Source organism: Paenibacillus sp. FSL P4-0081, from assembly GCF_000758565.1.
Taxonomy (GTDB): Bacteria; Bacillota; Bacilli; order Paenibacillales; family Paenibacillaceae; genus Paenibacillus_AQ; species Paenibacillus_AQ phytohabitans.
In genome coordinates this window covers 6,949,446-6,967,386 of sequence record NZ_CP009280.1, presented here as the reverse complement: position 1 = coordinate 6,967,386, position 17,941 = coordinate 6,949,446, and the positions used below count along the sequence as shown (strand labels likewise).

Annotated in this window: 12 protein-coding genes, 1 tRNA gene and 1 other annotated feature; of the genes, 10 read left to right on the top strand and 3 right to left on the bottom strand. The window is 53.4% G+C overall.

The features are described 5' to 3' along the window. Positions 1 to 568 precede the first annotated feature (568 nt). From P40081_RS29560 to P40081_RS29535, 6 genes are all read left to right on the top strand, one after another. Positions 569 to 2,512 carry a glycosyl hydrolase family 18 protein gene (locus P40081_RS29560; RefSeq protein ID WP_042139692.1) on the top strand — a complete coding sequence of 648 codons (1,944 nt, stop codon included), beginning with the start codon at positions 569 to 571 and terminating at the stop codon, positions 2,510 to 2,512. Between the two features lie 325 nt (positions 2,513 to 2,837). Beyond that, a complete protein-coding gene (locus P40081_RS29555) occupies positions 2,838 to 3,272 on the top strand; it encodes an NfeD family protein (protein WP_042139691.1) in 435 nt (144 codons plus the stop codon). Then, on the top strand, positions 3,272 to 4,207 hold the full coding sequence (locus P40081_RS29550; protein WP_099052495.1) for an SPFH domain-containing protein: 936 nt from the start codon (positions 3,272 to 3,274) through the stop codon (positions 4,205 to 4,207). The genes P40081_RS29555 and P40081_RS29550 overlap by 1 nt, the downstream gene beginning before the upstream one ends. A 143-nt stretch (positions 4,208 to 4,350) precedes the next feature. Then, positions 4,351 to 4,809: a cupin domain-containing protein gene (locus tag P40081_RS29545; protein ID WP_039297676.1), complete on the top strand. Its 459-nt coding sequence runs from the start codon at positions 4,351 to 4,353 to the stop codon at positions 4,807 to 4,809. A gap of 207 nt (positions 4,810 to 5,016) precedes the next feature. Further along, a complete protein-coding gene (locus P40081_RS29540; RefSeq protein WP_042139690.1) occupies positions 5,017 to 5,853 on the top strand; it encodes an aldo/keto reductase in 837 nt (278 codons plus the stop codon). Positions 5,854 to 6,278: 425 nt separating this feature from the next. Next, positions 6,279 to 7,730 carry a serine hydrolase domain-containing protein gene (locus P40081_RS29535; RefSeq protein WP_042139689.1) on the top strand — a complete coding sequence of 484 codons (1,452 nt, stop codon included), beginning with the start codon at positions 6,279 to 6,281 and terminating at the stop codon, positions 7,728 to 7,730. A gap of 79 nt (positions 7,731 to 7,809) precedes the next feature. Here the strand turns inward: P40081_RS29535 and asnB are convergent, their stop codons facing one another. Continuing rightward, positions 7,810 to 9,654 carry an asparagine synthase (glutamine-hydrolyzing) gene (gene asnB, locus P40081_RS29530; RefSeq protein ID WP_042139688.1) on the bottom strand — a complete coding sequence of 615 codons (1,845 nt, stop codon included), beginning with the start codon at positions 9,652 to 9,654 and terminating at the stop codon, positions 7,810 to 7,812. Between the two features lie 148 nt (positions 9,655 to 9,802). Here asnB and P40081_RS29525 point away from each other — a divergent pair, with 148 nt between their 5' ends. Next, a complete protein-coding gene (locus P40081_RS29525) occupies positions 9,803 to 10,159 on the top strand; it encodes a hypothetical protein (RefSeq protein WP_042139687.1) in 357 nt (118 codons plus the stop codon). A 301-nt stretch (positions 10,160 to 10,460) separates the two neighbouring features. Then, a tRNA-Arg gene (locus P40081_RS29520) sits at positions 10,461 to 10,534 on the top strand. 702 nt (positions 10,535 to 11,236) lie between these two features. Here the strand turns inward: P40081_RS29520 and P40081_RS29515 are convergent. Then, positions 11,237 to 13,234 (bottom strand): arginine--tRNA ligase, encoded by a 1,998-nt coding sequence (locus P40081_RS29515; RefSeq protein ID WP_042139686.1) that lies wholly within the window; start codon positions 13,232 to 13,234, stop codon positions 11,237 to 11,239. A 107-nt stretch (positions 13,235 to 13,341) separates the two neighbouring features. Beyond that, positions 13,342 to 13,563: a binding site (T-box leader), on the bottom strand. A 194-nt stretch (positions 13,564 to 13,757) separates the two neighbouring features. Between P40081_RS29515 and P40081_RS29510 the strand changes: the two genes are divergently transcribed. Beyond that, on the top strand, positions 13,758 to 16,634 hold the full coding sequence (locus tag P40081_RS29510; protein WP_081970232.1) for a beta strand repeat-containing protein: 2,877 nt from the start codon (positions 13,758 to 13,760) through the stop codon (positions 16,632 to 16,634). 408 nt (positions 16,635 to 17,042) lie between these two features. On the opposite strand, the gene P40081_RS29505 is transcribed toward P40081_RS29510, so the two are convergent. Then, entirely contained in the window at positions 17,043 to 17,348 is a 306-nt protein-coding gene (locus tag P40081_RS29505) for a hypothetical protein (RefSeq protein ID WP_039310734.1), read from the bottom strand. Positions 17,349 to 17,578: 230 nt separating this feature from the next. On the opposite strand from P40081_RS29505, the gene P40081_RS29500 reads away from it, so the two are divergent. Then, positions 17,579 to 17,938 carry a hypothetical protein gene (locus tag P40081_RS29500; protein ID WP_042139685.1) on the top strand — a complete coding sequence of 120 codons (360 nt, stop codon included), beginning with the start codon at positions 17,579 to 17,581 and terminating at the stop codon, positions 17,936 to 17,938. Positions 17,939 to 17,941 lie beyond the last annotated feature (3 nt).

The following is a 17,941-nucleotide window of genomic DNA, read 5'->3' as shown; positions in this document are numbered from 1 at the left end:
GCTGAAGCTTATCCGGAAGCCTCCATGCATGTGTAACATGCACGGGGCTTCCGGATTTTTTAAAATATAAGAATTTATATATTTCATGCTATAAATTATCCTTCTATTTCTCGCTGAAACGGTACCGTCCTTTAAAAGGACGGCAAAGCCGTTTCCACTTGTTGAGATATGGAAATTAGATGATAATCCCCCCTCAGTATGGAAATTTACCCCTAGCGCAGCAGCGTACTTTGTATGAGAATAAGAGTTGACTTCACCCCTTTCGAACATTCTGCATTCTTCCGCTACCCCATTCCCTTCACAAGTTTTGCAAACAGAGGCAGCCTAGCTGAATGACGCAAAACTTGCTACACAAGCATAAGCCATAGTTACGAGTAGACACCCGGCAAGAGAGCACGAGATCCGCAGGTATGCAGCTTAGCTGCGCTTTTTTGGGCTGGCCTATAGCATTTCAGCCTGCTAGTTGTGAATTTAATAGATTTACAGGGTGGGGGTCAATAGGGTCCTGGAGGTGAGCGCTGAAGCTTTCTGATTGGGTAACGCATTGAACCGGGGAGGTAATAACGAAATGTTCTTTATCAAAAGTAAAGCTCGTAAACCCTTTGTGCTTGGCTTGGCGGCAGTTCTTATCCTTACCCTTTTTTCGGCTTTCGGTACAAATCCCAGAACGGCTAATGCAGCTTCGGATTACAAGCTTGTCGGGTATTATGCTTCCTGGGCCGCTTACGGGCGGGCGTACAATGTAACGGATATTGATCCTAATAAAATGAATGTAATCAACTATGCGTTTGCGGATATTTGCTGGAACGGGATACATGGCAATCCAGACCCTACCGGTCCGAATCCGGTAACCTGGTCCTGTCAGAACGAGCAAGGCCAGACGATCAGCGTTCCGAACGGAACCATTGTGCTGGGTGATCCCTGGATCGATGCCCAGAAAAGCTTCGGCGACGATAAATGGGATGACCCGATCAAGGGTAACCTGAAGCAGCTCTGGAAGCTGAAGGAGAAGAATCCAAACCTGAAGACGGTCATCTCCATCGGCGGCTGGACGTGGTCGAACCGCTTCTCGGATGTGGCTGCTAGTGCGGCAACCCGTGAGGTATTCGCCAATTCAGCCGTTGATTTCATCCGCAAATACCAGATGGACGGCGTTGATCTGGACTGGGAATACCCGGTCAGCGGAGGACTGGCGGGCAACAGCTACCGTCCGGAGGATAAACAGAACTATGTTCTTCTGCTGCAGAAGATCCGCGAGAAGCTGAATGCGGCAGGAACTGCCGACGGCAAAACGTATCTGCTGACCATTGCTTCCGGCGCAGGACCTGCTTATATCCAGAACAATAATCTCAGCGGGATCGCTGCAGTGGTGGACTGGATTAATATCATGACCTATGACTTCAACGGAAGCTGGAATACAACTACGGGACACAACGCGCCGCTCTATTATGATCCGGCTGCAGCTTCATCGGGGCTGACCGAGCCGGCGAATTACAATATCGACAAAGCGGTTACCAGCTATCTGAGTGCCGGCGTGCCGGCGGGTAAACTCGTGCTCGGCATGCCGTTCTATGGCAGAGGCTGGGGAGGTGCTCCGGCTGCGGGGAATGGCCAGTACCAGGTCTCGGCGGGAATCTCCTCCACAGGCACCTGGGAGAAGGGCAACTATGATTTCAGTGATCTGGAAGCCAACTACATCAACAAGAACGGCTACACCCGCTACTGGAACAACACTTCCAAGGTTCCTTATCTTTATAATCCTTCAAATCAGACATTTATCAGCTACGATGATGTAGAATCCATTGGCTACAAAACAAGTTATCTGAAATCCAAAGGCCTGGCCGGAGCCATGTTCTGGGAGACCAGCGGCGACCGTAACCGGACACTGCAGACGAAGCTAAGCGCTGATCTTAGCGGCGGAGTGGTGACTCCTTCACCAACGCCTTCGGCGACGCCAAGCCCTACGCCAACAGCAACAGTGAAACCGTCGGCAACGCCATCGCCGACACCTACGGCAACGGTTAAGCCGAGTGCCACACCGACTGCTACAGCCACACCGACCGCAACAGTTACACCTACTGCAACACCAGGTCAATGTACGGCAGCGGCTTGGAGTTCAACCGCCGTCTACACTCAAGGACAGCAGGCCTCCTACGGCGGACTGCTCTATCAAGCCCAGTGGTGGACGCAGGGCGAACGGCCGGATCTCAGCGGTGCCTTCGGAGTCTGGAGGGTTGTCGGCACTTGCGGCAACACTACACCGCAGCCTTCCGCTACAGCCACTCCCACTGTAAGTCCTTCGGCTACGCCGACAGCAGCACCAACCGCGACGCCTGTGGTCACGGCAACCCCGACGGCAACCACGGGTGCCTCAGCCTGGGCTGCCGGAATTGCTTATAAAGCGGGTGATGTTGTAACCTACAGCGGGAAATCATATACATGTCTGCAGGCACACACCTCGCTGGTAAGCTGGGAACCGTCTACAACACCGGCTCTTTGGAAGCTGAACTAAGAAATGAAGACTTATCAGCAATAATATATCTCCACACGAAGAAACGGTGCCGGCATAAGCCTGCACCGTTTTTTATGCGCTCTAGCCAGAGTATCATTTTGCCATTCCCGCCTTTTACTGCTTCGTTTGAATAATTAAATGTTTACATATACTTAGGTGGAAATTATGAGTTGTAATACATAGAAGTACTGCCAGCGTTCATAAGCTTCCATAAGCTGAAATATAATGAAGAGGCAGGCTGCTGTCCCGGTTTTAATTTATTTATGAAACGTGATGCTGTTTATTTCGTTATAGTAGTATATAGCGGAAGGTGGTGGATTCACCGATGGTTGTTTGGGTATTATGGTTGATTGCCGCTGGCGTCTTGTTTGTTGTAGAAATGTTTACGTTTACATTCTACCTATTATGGCTTAGTCTCGGAGCATTGGTTGCCGGCTTGGTCGCGCTTCTGCTCCCGGAAGCATTATTGCTGCAAGTGGTGGCCGGTTCACTGGTGGCCTTGATATTGACGGTTTTCACCAAACCCTTGGCAGCGAGATTACGCAATTCCAGGGGCTTCAAGGATACCGGTATCGATATTGTCGGCCGAAAGGGTCTGGTCGTCGAAGCGATTGAGCCCGGCCGTTACGGGCAGGTCAAGGTAGGCGGCGATACATGGAGTGCAACATCCACAGTGGCGCTAGGCAAGGATCAAGAGGTTATTGTTGTAAGAAGAGGCACCACAATTATTGAAGTAGAACGATGGGGGGATATGTACTGATGGAGTTAGCTATTATCGGAATTATTGTTGTTGTTGTCGTAGTATTTATCGCACTGACTATCAAGATTGTCCCGCAGCAACGAGTGGGGGTCGTGGAGCGTCTCGGTAAATTTAACCGCCTGCTTACACCGGGTCTGAATATTCTGATTCCGGTAATTGATCAGGTGCGGGTCTATCATGACCTGCGGATTCAACAGGCGAATGTACCGCCGCAGACGGTAATCACGAAGGATAACGTACAGGTACAGATCGACACGATTATTTTCTATCAAGTGGTAGGACCGGAAGAAGCAACTTACGGAATTTCCGATTATGTCTATGGTGTACGTAATATCTCTACTGCCACCATGCGCCAGATTATTGGTAAGCTGGAGCTGGATGAAACCTTGTCCGGCCGTGAAAAAATCTCCTCGGATATCCGTCTCGCGCTGGATGAAGCCACTGAGAAATGGGGCGTGCGGATTGAGCGTGTAGAAGTTATCGACATCAAGCCGCCGCTGGATATCCAGGAAGCAATGGACAAACAAATGAAGGCTGAGCGCAGCAAGCGTGCGATTGTACTGGAGGCGGAAGCCGCCAAGCAGGATATGATCCTTCGCGCTGAAGGGGATAAGCAGAGTAAGATCCTGAAGGCTGAGGGGGATAAGGAAGCGCGTATCCGTCAGGCGGAAGGTCTCGGCCAGGCGCAGGAGCTGGAAGCCCTAGGCCAGGCCAAGGCGATCGAAGCGGTCGCGCAAGCCGAGAAGATGCGGATTGCCCTGATCGCCAGTGCAGGACTGGATGAAAGAGTACTGGCTTATCAGTCCTTCGAAGCATTGACTGAAATCTCCAAGGGACCGGCGAACAAAGTGTTCCTGCCGACCAGTGCTGTTGAAACGCTTGGCAGTATCGGAGCTATTGCAGAAGTATTCAAGGCGAGCAAGGACGGCAAATAAGCTCAGAACTATTTTACAATTGCGGCACATTCCGTTAAAGTTAAAAGCAAAACTAAGCCTATGCTTACGAAGCATGCAACGCAAAACTAAGCCTATGCTTACGAAGACAGTTTTGCTACGCAAAACTTTAAGGAGAAGATACTGTGACGCAAAAAGAGATTTCACCGCTCGTAGAAACGCTGGGGCTGCAGCCTCACGTTGAAGGCGGATGGTACAAGAGACTTTGGAATTCATCCTTCGAGATTCCCCAGGAGACTCTGGGCGGAAGCTATTCGGGGCCGCGTGCTTCAGCTTCCTCGATCTATTTCCTGCTTCATGCTGACGAGACTTCGGATTGGCATACTGTGCTGTCCTCCGAAATCTGGCTGTATCATTCCGGTAGTCCGATTGTGCTAAGCCTGGGCGGCAGCGGTGAACAGCCGGAGAACGTGACGGAAGTGATTCTGGGGCTGGACATCGCCGCAGGCCAGCAGCCGCAGGTAGTTATTCCTGCCGGAGTATGGCAGGCAGCCCGTCCGCTGGGTGAAGAGCCGGTGCTGGTCTCCTGCATCGTATCACCGGAGTTCCACTTTGATGATTTCAAGCTGATTGACAAGAAATAAGGGCAGGAATGAAATGGAGTACAGCCGCAGGATAGGCTGTACTCCATTTTTTTATCCGAACCAGCCAACGATGACCAGACATGTTTTTGTCACTTTTGGCGGCTTTACTCCTATCTGGCATACTGATTCTGATTTTGGATGATTATGAAGGCGCTTTTAAGGTTAAGGATGCTTGATGAACTCAAATTAGGCTTGGAGGGTAAACATATGAGTCAATTAAACGCACCATTTACAGGCGGGCCTACCTTGAACGACGGAGTGACCATGCCCTGGCTGGGTCTTGGCGTATGGCAGACCAAGGATGGCGATGAAGTTATCCAGGCAGTGAAAGCTGCCGTGGAGACCGGGTACCGCAGCATTGATACGGCAGCCGGGTACAACAATGAAGAAGGCGTTGGACAAGCCATCCGTGAATGCGGGGTACCCCGAGAAGAGCTGTTTATTACCACTAAAGTGCGCAATCCTGATCAGGGCTATGAATCTACGCTGAAGGCTTTTGAAGTCAGCCGGAAGAAGCTGGGTCTGGAGCAGATCGATTTGTACCTTATTCACTGGCCTGTTGCCGGCAAATATAAAGAGACCTGGAAAGCGCTGATTCATCTGCAAAAGGAAGGTCTGGTCAAATCGGTCGGTGTCAGCAACTTCCAGACCCATCACCTGCAGGATATCATCGATGATAGCGGTGTGGTACCTGTGGTTGACCAGGTCGAGTTCCATCCGCTGCTGACCCAGCGTGAGCTGCTTAAGTTTACTCGGGAGCATGACATTCAGCTGGAAGCGTGGAGCCCGCTGATGCAGGGGAACCTGGATGTGCCGCTGCTGAAGGAGCTGGCGGAGCGGTACGGCAAGACCGTGGCGCAGATTGTCCTGCGCTGGGACCTGCAGCAGGGGGTTATCACGATTCCGAAATCCGTGCATGCGGAGCGGATCATCGAGAATGCCGGCTTCTTCGACTTCACCCTCAGCGATGACGATGTCAAGGCCATTGAGGATCTGAATCAGAATCACCGCTTCGGCCCGGACCCGGATAATTTCAATTTCTAGGGTTGATGTAGATTGAACAGAGGAATTATTAATAAAATTGATGTTAGCCGTGACTGCGGTGAATATTTGGACTTCCGGCCGCTGTTGTCCCCAGATTTCTTGATTCATACCGCTATAAGCGGTGGAAATCCGGGGACTGCTTATGCTTCCGTTGCGAGCTTTCCTTCGGAAAGCTTTCAGGCGGTCGCTGACGCTCCTACAGTTCCAAAATTCCCCTCCGTACTTTCATCTTTTTATTGACTATCTCGGTTCAATCTATGGGTGGCGGCGTATAAGCCATGAATGCAAAGAGCAGGCCCCTTTCAGGTGGTCTGCTCTTTGCATTTGGCGACAACGCGCCAAACGACTTGGAATCAAAGCTCATCGACATCCGCTGCCCCGGCTTTTATGCTGAGAAAAGAAGGAATCAATGGGAGGGCACAACGTTGGAATTGATAAAAGATTATCCGGAGAAGCATGGATTATCTTCGCAGGCTTTAAGCCGTTTTGTCATGGAGGTCAGGGAACGGGGGCTTGAGGTTAACAGCTTCATGCTGCTGCAGGACGGCCAAGTTACGGCCGAGTTCACCCGGATGCCTTACCTTCCGGATACCCCGCAGCTGCTCTACTCTCTTAGCAAGAGCTTCACCTCTATAGCCATAGGTATTGCCTGGGACGAGGGATTGCTGCAGTTGGAGGATGCGGTGATCTCCTTTTTCCCGGACAAGCTGCCTGAGGCTGTGTCTTCTAATCTGGTGCAAATGACAGTGCATCACCTGCTCTCCATGAATGCGGGCCATCATGAAGATATTTATCCTGCTGTGGTCAAGGAACAGGACTGGATCACCGCCTTCCTCGCCCAGCAGGTTGAGCATGAGCCGGGAAGTTATTACCGCTACAGCACCCCCTCCAGCTATATGCTGGCGGCCATCCTCGAACGGGTGAGCGGGCAAAGTATGGTCGATTACCTGATGCCGCGTTTGTTCGGGCCACTGGGCATTCCTCGGCCATCCTGGGAGACTTGTCCGCGGGGAATCACGGCTGGCGGGATGGGACTCAGCCTGTCTACAGAAAGTGTAGCCAGGTTTGGCCAGATGCTGCTGAATAAAGGCGTATATAACGGGCGGAGAATTGTATCGGAGCAGTACATACAGCGGGCTGCAAGTGAGCAGAGCGACAACCGGGCCGGAGCGCAGCGGATTGACTCGGCGCAGGGCTATGGTTACCAATTTCATCTATGCCGTAGGGGCTGCTACCGGGGAGACGGATCTTTTGGACAGCTGTGTCTGGTGGCTCCGGAGCAGAATATAGTCATTGCTGTGGCGGCAAGCTTCGGGAGTATGAACCGGCTGCAGGTATTGCTGGATCTGATTTTTGAGCATATTTTTGATACGCTTGGAGGCAGTCCGCTGCCGGATTCCGGGGATAACGCCGGTCTGCAGGAGCTATTGTCCGATTGGAGTACTTCAGCCTTACCTGTGGCGCAGCAGTCTTTTTCGGAGAAATGGCTGATGTATGGTCTCAGCGGTACATACCAGATCAGCAGCAATCCCCACGGGCTGCGGGAGATTTCTTTTACCAGGAATAACACGCTGCTTAAGCTGCAAATGGTGTATGGCGTTCAGCGGGACAATGTGCTGCCATTCGATTTCAGCAAACCGGTATGGACGGAGGATGTTTTCAGCAAAGACCTCTCGTTACACCGGCAACAGGTAATCACTTACGTAAACTGGCTGGCTGAGGATACGCTGAAGCTTACGCTGTACTACATTGAGACTCCTTATGTGGTCACGTACACGATTATTTTTGAGGACAACAAGCTGGAATTCCGGTTCAATATTAACGTTTCGCTTAATATTCCGGAGTATGCGGCTGTAGGCGGGCTTGTACAGGCTTAGTTCATATTAATGTAAAAAAACATGCCCGCCTGAACGTATGCTATACGGTCTTGGCGGGCATGTTCACATCTATTTGGCATTAGCCGATGGAGACATTGTATTTCCGCAGCCACAGATCTACCTGGGCCAGATAAGCGAATAATTGCGGGCCGGACATCAGCTGGCCGAACCACGGCAGATTGCTGGAGGATTCCGGTGATGCGGCGATTTCCCGGATTTTGGCCGGATCAATCAGCGGAAGGATTGGCGAAGAAGGATCATCCAGTATACTCAGTACCTGTGAGCGCACCTTGTTCAGATAGGCAGGATTATGTGTTTTAGGGTACGGGCTTTTTTTGCGGTAGAGCACATCGTCCGGCAGTACACCTTCGAGTGCTTTGCGCAGGATGCCTTTTTCACGGTTGCCTACGGTCTTGATCTCCCAGGGAATATTGAATACATACTGCACCAGGCGGTGGTCACAATAAGGAACGCGTACCTCCAGGCCCACGCCCATGCTCATCCGGTCCTTGCGGTCCAGCAGCGTAGGCATGAAGCGGGTAATGTTGAGGTAGGACATGACGCGCATCTGCGCCTGTTTGCCGGTCTCACCGTCAAGCTTCGGCACCTCGGCCACGGCGTCGCTGTACCGGTCACCCAAATATTCCAGCGGACGTATCCACTCATTCATTTCCGGCGACAATAGACTGGCACGCATTTTGGGTGCTACCGACCAGGGGAAGGTGCCGGAAGACAGCATCTCCTCACGGTGGAACCAGGGGTAGCCGCCGAAAATTTCATCTGCCGCTTCGCCGGAGATAGCGACAGTCGCCTTCTTTTTGATCTCCTGGCAGAATAAATAAAGTGATGAATCCACATCGGTCATCCCCGGCAAATCGCGGGAGTAGAGGGCGTTGTCGAGCGCTGTTACCAGTTCAGGTGTATCAAAAGCAATAAAGTGATGGTTCGTATTCAGTTCATCGATCATCCGCTGAATCCAGGGGCCGTCGGCTCCGGGCTGGAAGGAATGGCTTTTGAAATGCTTGTCGTTGTCTACATAATCCACCGAGTAGGTATCAACCCGGCCTTGGCCGGTCCGGTTGTAATAATCTACGGCAAGCGCAGTTAAGGCGCTGGAGTCCAGTCCGCCGGAGAGCAGAGAGCAGACCGGAACATCGGAAACAAGCTGGCGCTCCAGCGTATCCTGGAGTAATTCCCGCACCCGGGCTGCCGTTTCATCCACGTTATCCGTGTGCGGGTCGCTCTCCAGCTTCCAATATGCGTAGGTACGGATACCGCTGCGGCTATAAATCATGGCATGACCTGGACGAAGCTCGAATATATCTTTGTATACACCATGTCCCGGTGTCCGGGCCGGACCGATAATGAAGATTTCGGCAAGGCCTTCCGGTCCAACCTTCGGCTGGACTTTGGGATGCTGCAGCAGCGCCTTCGGCTCGGACCCGAATACGAAGACATCGTCCACTTGGCTGTAGAACAAAGGCTTCACGCCCAGGCGGTCGCGGGCCAGAAAGACCTGATCGCGCAAGCTGTCCCAGACGGCAAAAGCGAAGATGCCATTCAGCTTCTCCGTGCAGTCCGGTCCCCATTCGATATAGGCATGCAGGAGTACCTCGGTATCGCATTCTGTGAGGAAATGATGGCCGCGCTGCTTCAGCTCTTTTTTGAGCTCAGGGGCATTATATAGCTCGCCGTTATACACAATTGCATACACCTTATCGTCATGGCGGGCAATCATCGGCTGTGCGCCGTTCTCGGGATCAATGACGCTGAGTCTGCGGTGTCCGAAGGCAATGGGTCCTGAAATCCAGGTTCCGGCTGCATCCGGTCCGCGGTTCGCTAAAGTTTCAGTCATTCTGACAAGCAGTTGCGAGTGCCCTGTAAGATCACCGCGCCACTGGACAAATCCGGTTATTCCGCACATGTTGGTTCATCCTCTCTTTTGTGCGATTGTTGTCTGTCCTTTCTTTTTTGCCAAGTAATACAGATATATGCCGAAGGAAGGGATAAAATGTATGTCCTTATCCGAACACTAGGGGAGAGGGAAATTTGCCAGGAGGGATGGATGACAAGTGTATTACATTAAAGACGCCAAAATCCGCAGAATGACCGAGTATGACGGAGCACCTTGCGCAGAGGTTGGCGTATTGCCTGGAGCTGTGGGCGATTCAGCACTTTTGGTGTATATTGTTGAGGACCAGCGTGAGGAGGGTTACGAAATTGTCCGTATTTTGACGAATGACGCGGACACCGCCACCGATTGGTTTGATAACAATCTGCATGATGCTTTCAAGGATGTGACGGTCAACGGCTTCACCGGCAGCACTGTAATGAGCCCGGAGGATGAACGGTCCAAGTTCCAGCGTGAGCTGCTGATCTTCGGAGAGCTGAAGAAGCAGCTGGGTGAGCATTTCAGGCAGTACTCTTGATTCCGGCGGGACCTCTTGCTTCGAAGCTTCACTGCACAATTACCAACCAATAACCTATAGGATGGGCCATAGAGCAGGAAGCTTGCCGCATTCAGGATGCGGGAGGCTTCTTTTTTATTGGGGTTTGTGTATCGGGAAATCTCATGGACTGATCAGAAGTCGCCTGCACGGTGGGATGTAGGGGCTTCTTTTGCCGGCTGGGAGAGTTTAGTCTTGATAAATTCTGTGATTCAGGTATAATAAATAACGTTGCATTAATACATATGATCTTTACAGCTTTAAGTTTCATGATTCTTCATTTGTCCCGGTAGCTCAGTTGGATAGAGCATGCGCCTTCTAAGCGCACGGTCGGGGGTTCGAATCCCTTCCGGGACGTCAAGTAACAGCCTTCCTTCGGGAAGGCTGTTTTGTTGTCCGGGGGGATGAGAAGCCTAGGCGCCAGCCGGGGACGTTGGAGCATAAGCTTCGATAGGAACACATCGCAATCAGCCGAAATTTGGCTGTATCCCTTCCGGGACGTCAAGTAACAGCCTTCCTTCGGGAAGGCTGTTTTGTTGTCCGGGGGGATGAGAACCCTAGGCGCCAGCCGGGGACGTTGGAGCATAAGCTTCGATAGGAACACATCGCAATCAGCCGAAGTGTGGCTGTATCCCTTCCGGGACGTCAAGTAACAGCCTTCCTTCGGGAAGGCTGTTTTGTTGTCCGGGGGGATGAGAAGCCTAGGCGCCAGCCGGGGACGTTGGAGCATAAGCTTCGATAGGAACACATCGCAATCAGCCGAAATTTGGCTGTATCCCTTCCGGGACGTCAAGTAACAGCCCTCCTTCGGGAAGGCTGTTTTGTCGTCCGGAGGATGAGAAGCCGGGCGGCAGCGGGGATACCCAAGCGTCTGAGCATTCAAGTCACTCTTTGTACAGCCATCCGCTAGACTATTACTATTGTTACTCAAACCCAAACCCCCGCTCGCCTACAGCGATCCCCCAAGTAACCAACATCATTTTCACCCGATGAGTACAGTTATCTATTATAAGCCCTACTTGAACTATGCGGGACTCTCTACCGCTTCTTCGTCCCAGCTTACATCCGCTCCGGCTTAGGCAGACCGAGTACATCCAGCGCCTCGCCTAAAGTATCGGTGAAGCTCCGGGTTAGCCATAGACGGAAGGCTACGCTGGAAGCCTCTCCTTTGAGGATCGGGCAGGCGGAGTAGAAATTGCTGAACAGTACGGCCAGACTGTGCGCATAGTTACAGATCGTATTCGGCGTAAGCTCCCGGCTTGCCGTATATAGGGTGTCCTGCCACAGGCTGAGCTGTCTCAGCAGGGCGAGCTCGGCTGCCTCAAGCTGCGGCGGAAAGAGCGGAAGCCCGCCATGCGCGTTGCTCCCGTCAGGCCCGCTGCTCGCGCTATGCTTGCTGCTCCCGTTATCCCCGCTATTCCCGTGTCCCCCGTACTCCCGGCTCCCGCCATGCTCGTTGCCGCCGCTATTTCCGGTACCTCTCTCCGCCAAGGCGCTGCCTTTACTGAGCACACGGCTTGCCCGGGCATAGGCATACATCAGATAAACGCCAGTGTTGCCGGAAATCTCCATGGCCTGTTTGAAGTCAAACACAATCTCTGTACCCAGATTGAAGCGCAGCAGATAGTAGCGGATGGCAGCGGTGGCGATGAGCCGGCTGGACAGGCCGTTTTTGTCGGAACGGGTAGCCTCAATGGAATGCTCCATAAGCCGGACCAGCTCGGTAACCTTGATGCCGATGCCCTGGCGTCCGGACATGGCGTAGGAGCTTTTGCCGGCGGAGGTATCAATACCAAGTTCAGCGGCGGAAGCCGGACTTAGCGAAACTACACCATAACTTACATGATGCAGCCGATCCGCCTGCTCGCTGTAGCCCAGTGCCTGGAAGGCCTGCTTTACCATCGCCTGCGGATACTCCTGTCTGTAGTCGATCACGTTCACGACCTTGTCTGCGCGTCCAAAAGGCAGCGTCTCACCCCTCAAGCCGGTCGTCCACAGCCCGCTGCCAAACTCGCTGTAGGCAAAATCCTTGTCCAAGAGGCCGAATTTCCACAGATGATAAGCGATATCCTTGGCCGTATAGGTCAAAATCCCATTCGAGCGCACCAGCACCTTATCCTTCAGATGCTCCTCTTCTGTCTCCTGTGTCTCCTGTGCGCCAGTGCCAGCGGATTGCTTCAGAATCCAGCAGCCGGCCAGCTTGCCTTCCTTCTCCTGAACGAACACATCTGTCTGCGACAAAAGGGCGAAGGCGGAAGACCAGAAGCCTTCTTTCAGAATACTGCTCTCCCAGACCAGCAGGTCGTAGTGAATGCCGAAGCTGCGCATCTCCTCCACATGCTCTTTTACAATCTGTCCGGCGACAAGGTTGCCAATCCAGGCGGTATTGCCATGCCCCTCTTCCAGCGCGTGAAGAATTTCAGTCCGTTTATTTACACTTTCAGGATGCTCCGCGTACTCCTTGTTGATCTCAGCGTAAATATCCCAGCAGTAATCTCCGAAACGGACATGCTCCCCGGCAAGCGGGACATTCAAAAGGCCGACTACAGTATCTGCAAGCTGATTGCCGAGATCATCCACGTAGTTATGTACCTCGACCGTATAGCCGGTTTTTCTCAAAATTCTAACCAGTGCATCCCCGATACAGGAGTTTCTCAGGTGTCCTATGTGCATGCTCTTATTCGGATTAACGCTAGTATGCTCTACAATAACCTTCTCACCGCCAGCCTGCGGAATTGCAAAATCAGTCTGGGCCCACACCTGCCAATCGATGTACATATTAATGAAACCCGGCGGCGCAACCTCGATTCTCTGCAGCAGTCCGTTTACGGAGCCCGATGACTTCAGCTCGGCGATGATCAGTTCTGCGATGACGGCCGGGGCTTTGCGTAGGGTACGGGCCAGCTGCATGGCTATATTGCTGGAGTAGTCCCCATGGTCCGCATTCGCAGGCTGCTCTAGAGCCACTTTTACCGCAGAACTGCCGGGAATCCCCAGGCCTTCAGATACTTTGTGAATACATTGTTCCAGACTGTCTTTAATTAGCTCGCTTAACATGAATAAGTACCTCCCGAAATAGTTGTGAATGGTGTAAGCAGTGGCTGAGGGCGGAAGACTTCAAGGGTCCGTAAGGTGAAAAAAACAACAAAAAAAGCCTTCGTCTCAAAAGAGACGAGGCTTATGCGCTCGCGGTACCACTCTCGTTGCTGAACCTACAGTTCAACCACCTTACAGGTTAACGGTCTTTAGCCGGGGCTTCCTACTCTTAAGGTTCAGAAGTCCATCTCACGGGTGCGCTTCATAATCCTGATCTGTACCGGCTTACACTCTCCCGGCTCGCTGGGGACTAGATTCAGGGACATTACTCTCCCGGTCATCGATTCAATATGATTTTTATCAGTATAGCGAATTTCTGGAAGAAAGCAATAGCGGAATGTCAAGCGGAACCTTGTTTCCGGAAAATGCAACCCATAACATCCGGTATTTGCAATAGATATCCGGCTTTGTCCACACCTCCGGTGATGGCTCGAATATAGTAAGTTGTTATCACTATTAAAATATTCGGAGAGGAGAAATCAAGATGAGCTTTTTATCTACAGGACCGATTGAGAATAATGCGGTAGGCGGGCTTAGACCCACTCAGCAGATCACGGTCAAAATCGATAACCGAAGTGATACCATGTCTTCCTTTGTGACGGTAGAGGGTTACTATCTGGATGGAATCCGCACGCTATATGTCAGCGAAACGCTGAATGTGCTGCCTAATCAGGTATTGACTACCACGTACTATGCGGATCTGGATGCATTTGAGTTTGTTTTTGTCACTTCGGGAACCATTGATGAACAGGTGCAAGTCTCAGTCTGGGGAAAAAATAGCTCAGGCGGCTTAGTAACGCCACACCGCCTGGTTTCTGCTGAACTTCTGGGAGCTATCACAGGATTGACGGGCATCACAGGCGCGACCGGGGTTACGGGTGCGACAGGCGCAGCCGGAGCGACCGGGGTTACCGGTGCAACAGGTGTAGCTGGTGCGACCGGGGTTACAGGTGCGACGGGCACGGCAGGAGCGACTGGGGTTACGGGTGCGACAGGCGAAGCAGGAGCAACTGGGGTTACAGGTGCGACGGGCGTAGCAGGAGCGACTGGGGTTACGGGTGCGACGGGCGTAGCAGGAGCAACTGGGGTTACAGGTGCGACAGGCGTAGTTGGTGCGACTGGGGTTACAGGTGCGACAGGCACAGCAGGAGCGACTGGGGTTACAGGTGCGACGGGTATAGCAGGAGCAACTGGGGTTACGGGAGCGACAGGCACAGCAGGAGCGACTGGGAGTACAGGAGTGACGGGCATCACAGGCGCGACCGGGGTTACGGGTGCGACAGGCGCAGCCGGAGCGACCGGGGTTACCGGTGCAACAGGCGTAGCTGGTGCGACCGGGGTTACAGGTGCGACGGGCACAGCCGGAGCGACTGGGGTTACAGGTGCGACAGGCATAGCTGGCGCAACTGGGGTTACCGGTGCGACGGGCGTAGCAGGAGCAACTGGGGTTACGGGAGTGACGGGCGAAGCAGGAGCGACTGGGGTTACAGGTGCGACAGGCGCAGCAGGAGCAACTGGGGTTACAGGTGCGACGGGCGCAGCAGGAGCAACTGGGGTTACAGGTGCGACGGGCGTAGCAGGAGCGACTGGGGTTACGGGTGCGACGGGCGAAGTAGGCGCGACTGGGGTTACGGGAGCGACGGGCGAAGCAGGAGCGACTGGGGTTACGGGTGCAACCGGGGTTACGGGAGCGACGGGCGAAGCTGGTGCGACCGGGGTTACGGGTGCGACGGGCGTAGCAGGAGCAACTGGGGTTACGGGAGTGACGGGCGAAGCAGGAGCAACTGGGGTTACAGGTGCGACAGGCACAGCTGGCGCGACCGGGGTTACAGGTGCGACGGGCGTAGCTGGAGCAACTGGGGTTACCGGTGCGACAGGCACAGCTGGCGCGACCGGGGTTACAGGTGCGACAGGCACAGCAGGAGCGACTGGGGTTACAGGTGCGACAGGCACAGCAGGAGCGACTGGGGTTACAGGTGCGACAGGCACAGCAGGAGCGACCGGGGTTACAGGTGCGACAGGCACAGCAGGAGCGACCGGGGTTACGGGTGCGACGGGCGAAGCAGGAGCAACTGGGGTTACGGGAGCGACGGGCGAAGTAGGCGCGACTGGGGTTACGGGTGCGACGGGCGAAGCTGGGGCGACCGGGGTTACAGGTGCGACAGGCACAGCAGGCGCGACTGGGGTTACGGGTGCGACGGGCACAGCAGGAGCGACTGGGGTTACCGGTGCGACGGGCGTAGCAGGAGCGACTGGGGTTACGGGTGCGACAGGCACAGTTGGAGCGACTGGGGTTACCGGTGCGACAGGCACAGCAGGAGCGACTGGGGTTACAGGTGCGACGGGTATAGCAGGCGCGACCGGGGTTACAGGTGCGACAGGCATAGCTGGCGCAACTGGGGTTACAGGTACGGGTATAGCAGGAGCGACTGGGGTTACGGGAGCGACAGGCGAAGTTGGCGCGACCGGGGTTACAGGTGCGACAGGCGAAGCAGGAGCGACTGGGGTTACAGGTGCGACAGGCGAAGCAGGAGCGACTGGGGTTACAGGTGCGACGGGCACAGCAGGAGCGACCGGGGTTACAGGTGCGACAGGCGCAGCCGGAGCGACTGGGGTTACGGGAGCGACAGGCGAAGCAGGAGCGACTGGGGTTACAGGAGCGACGGGCATCACAGGCGCGACCGGGGTTACAGGTGCGACAGGCGAAGCAGGAGCGACTGGGGTTACAGGTGCGACGGGCATCACAGGCGCGACTGGGGTTACGGGTGCGACAGGCGAAGCAGGAGCAACTGGGGTTACGGGAGCGACGGGCGAAGTAGGCGCAACTGGGGTTACCGGTGCGACAGGCGCAGCTGGAGCGACCGGGGTTACGGGTGCGACGGGCGTAGCAGGAGCGACTGGGGTTACGGGTGCGACGGGAATCACAGGTGCGACAGGAACCAGTCCGGCTGGTCTTTCCGAGTATGCGTATATTTATAATTTGGCTGCCCAAACGGTTCCATTGGAGGCCGATGTCACTTTTAGTAATAATGGTCCCATAATTGGGGCGATTACACACACGCCAGGGAGCTCTGTGATTACTATAGGTACTGCTGGAGATTATGCAGTCTGGTTCAACGCAACGGGAGTGGAGCCCAATCAATTTTCACTTTTTCAAAATGGTACTTCTGTTGCAGGCGGCATATATGGTTCCGGCGCCGGAACTCAGGCCAATCCCGGAATGGTGATTGTTGTAGCGGCAGCGGGAGATTCCCTGACTCTGCGCAATCATTCCAGTTCAGCGGCAATTACGCTGCAGACGCTGTCAGGCGGAACACAAGCCAATGCCAACGCCTCTATCCTGATTCAAAAAATAAACTAAGCTTGGCAGAGTAGAATTCAGAGATATTCGGATTTCAGTGAAGCTAAATAGCCCGTCACCGATGGATTGTCGGTGACGGGCTGCTTAAACTTACCAGGCGTTTTGATCCCTGCCTCACAAACAGGGTACAGTCCCCAGTAAAGTTAAGGCAGCTTTTTGTATCATAAGTAATCACATGGATGCCGCTTGGCAATGGACTACAAAGCCAGCTCGGCAAGCAGACCTCTTCAGAATCTCTGATAGAGGAAATGCCTAGTCCGCAGTAGGCGCACCGGTCAGATTCTTGATGTCCGTAGAACCATAAATCAGCAGGGCAATTACAATCACCAGCAGCAGACCACCGGCGAAACCCTCCCCGTCAAAACTGTCCATATCCCCGCGCCTCACTTTCACTTTCTAATTAGGTGGTCAGGAGTTTTCGGCTTTCTTTTTCAAAGCGGTCATAATCTCGTTCAGGGTGAGACTGCTGTTGTCATCAAGGAAGCTGACCAGCTTATCGACGTTGTCGTTGCTCAGATCACTTAAGGTTTTATATTTGCCTACCAGACTGACGAACATGGATGCGTCCGTGTACATCTGGATGGAGTCTACTTTCAGCTTGCCGGTCAAAAGAAGGGCAGCCACGGCGAACTCAAGCCCTTTTGGAGTTTGTGTTTTGGAGCTGGCTGGTGGTTTTTTGGCGGCAGGTCTCTTTCCTTTTCCAGGAGGGGGCATGGGACTCCCTTCTTCCGTTGGTCATTCTGCAGGAAAGCGGCAGCAAGGGCGGTCTCTCCTTAATTAAAAGATATGCGCCCCCGCAGATATTGGTGAATGGAACCTGTCTTATGTCCACACCGACCGGAGGACGCCAGAATATTATTATATTGTGCGATTAAAGATCAACCGTCGCTAGTAACTGAGTTTCACGCCGTAAATGCTAGATATGGAAGGAGGGATGAGACGGGATGCCGATTTTATCAACAGGACCTATCGAGAACAATGCCGTTTCGGGAATAAGACCTACGCAGACAGTTACGGTAAAGCTGGTGAAGCGTGATGGCATGGTAGGCTCTTCAGTCAGTATTCAGGGCTACTTGCTGGGAGCGACAAGAATATTGTATGTAAGTGAGGTTATTAATATTGCTCCGAATGAAGTGGTAACCAGGGATTACTTTGCCGATTTGGATGCGTTCGAATTTATTTTTACGATCGGAGAAGCAACCGGGGAGGAGATCGGGATTTCAGTATGGGGCAAGTCTTCTACCGGCCAGCTGGTGAATGCCCATCGCATTGTTACACATGAGAAATTAAGCTCCGAAGTATAGAGA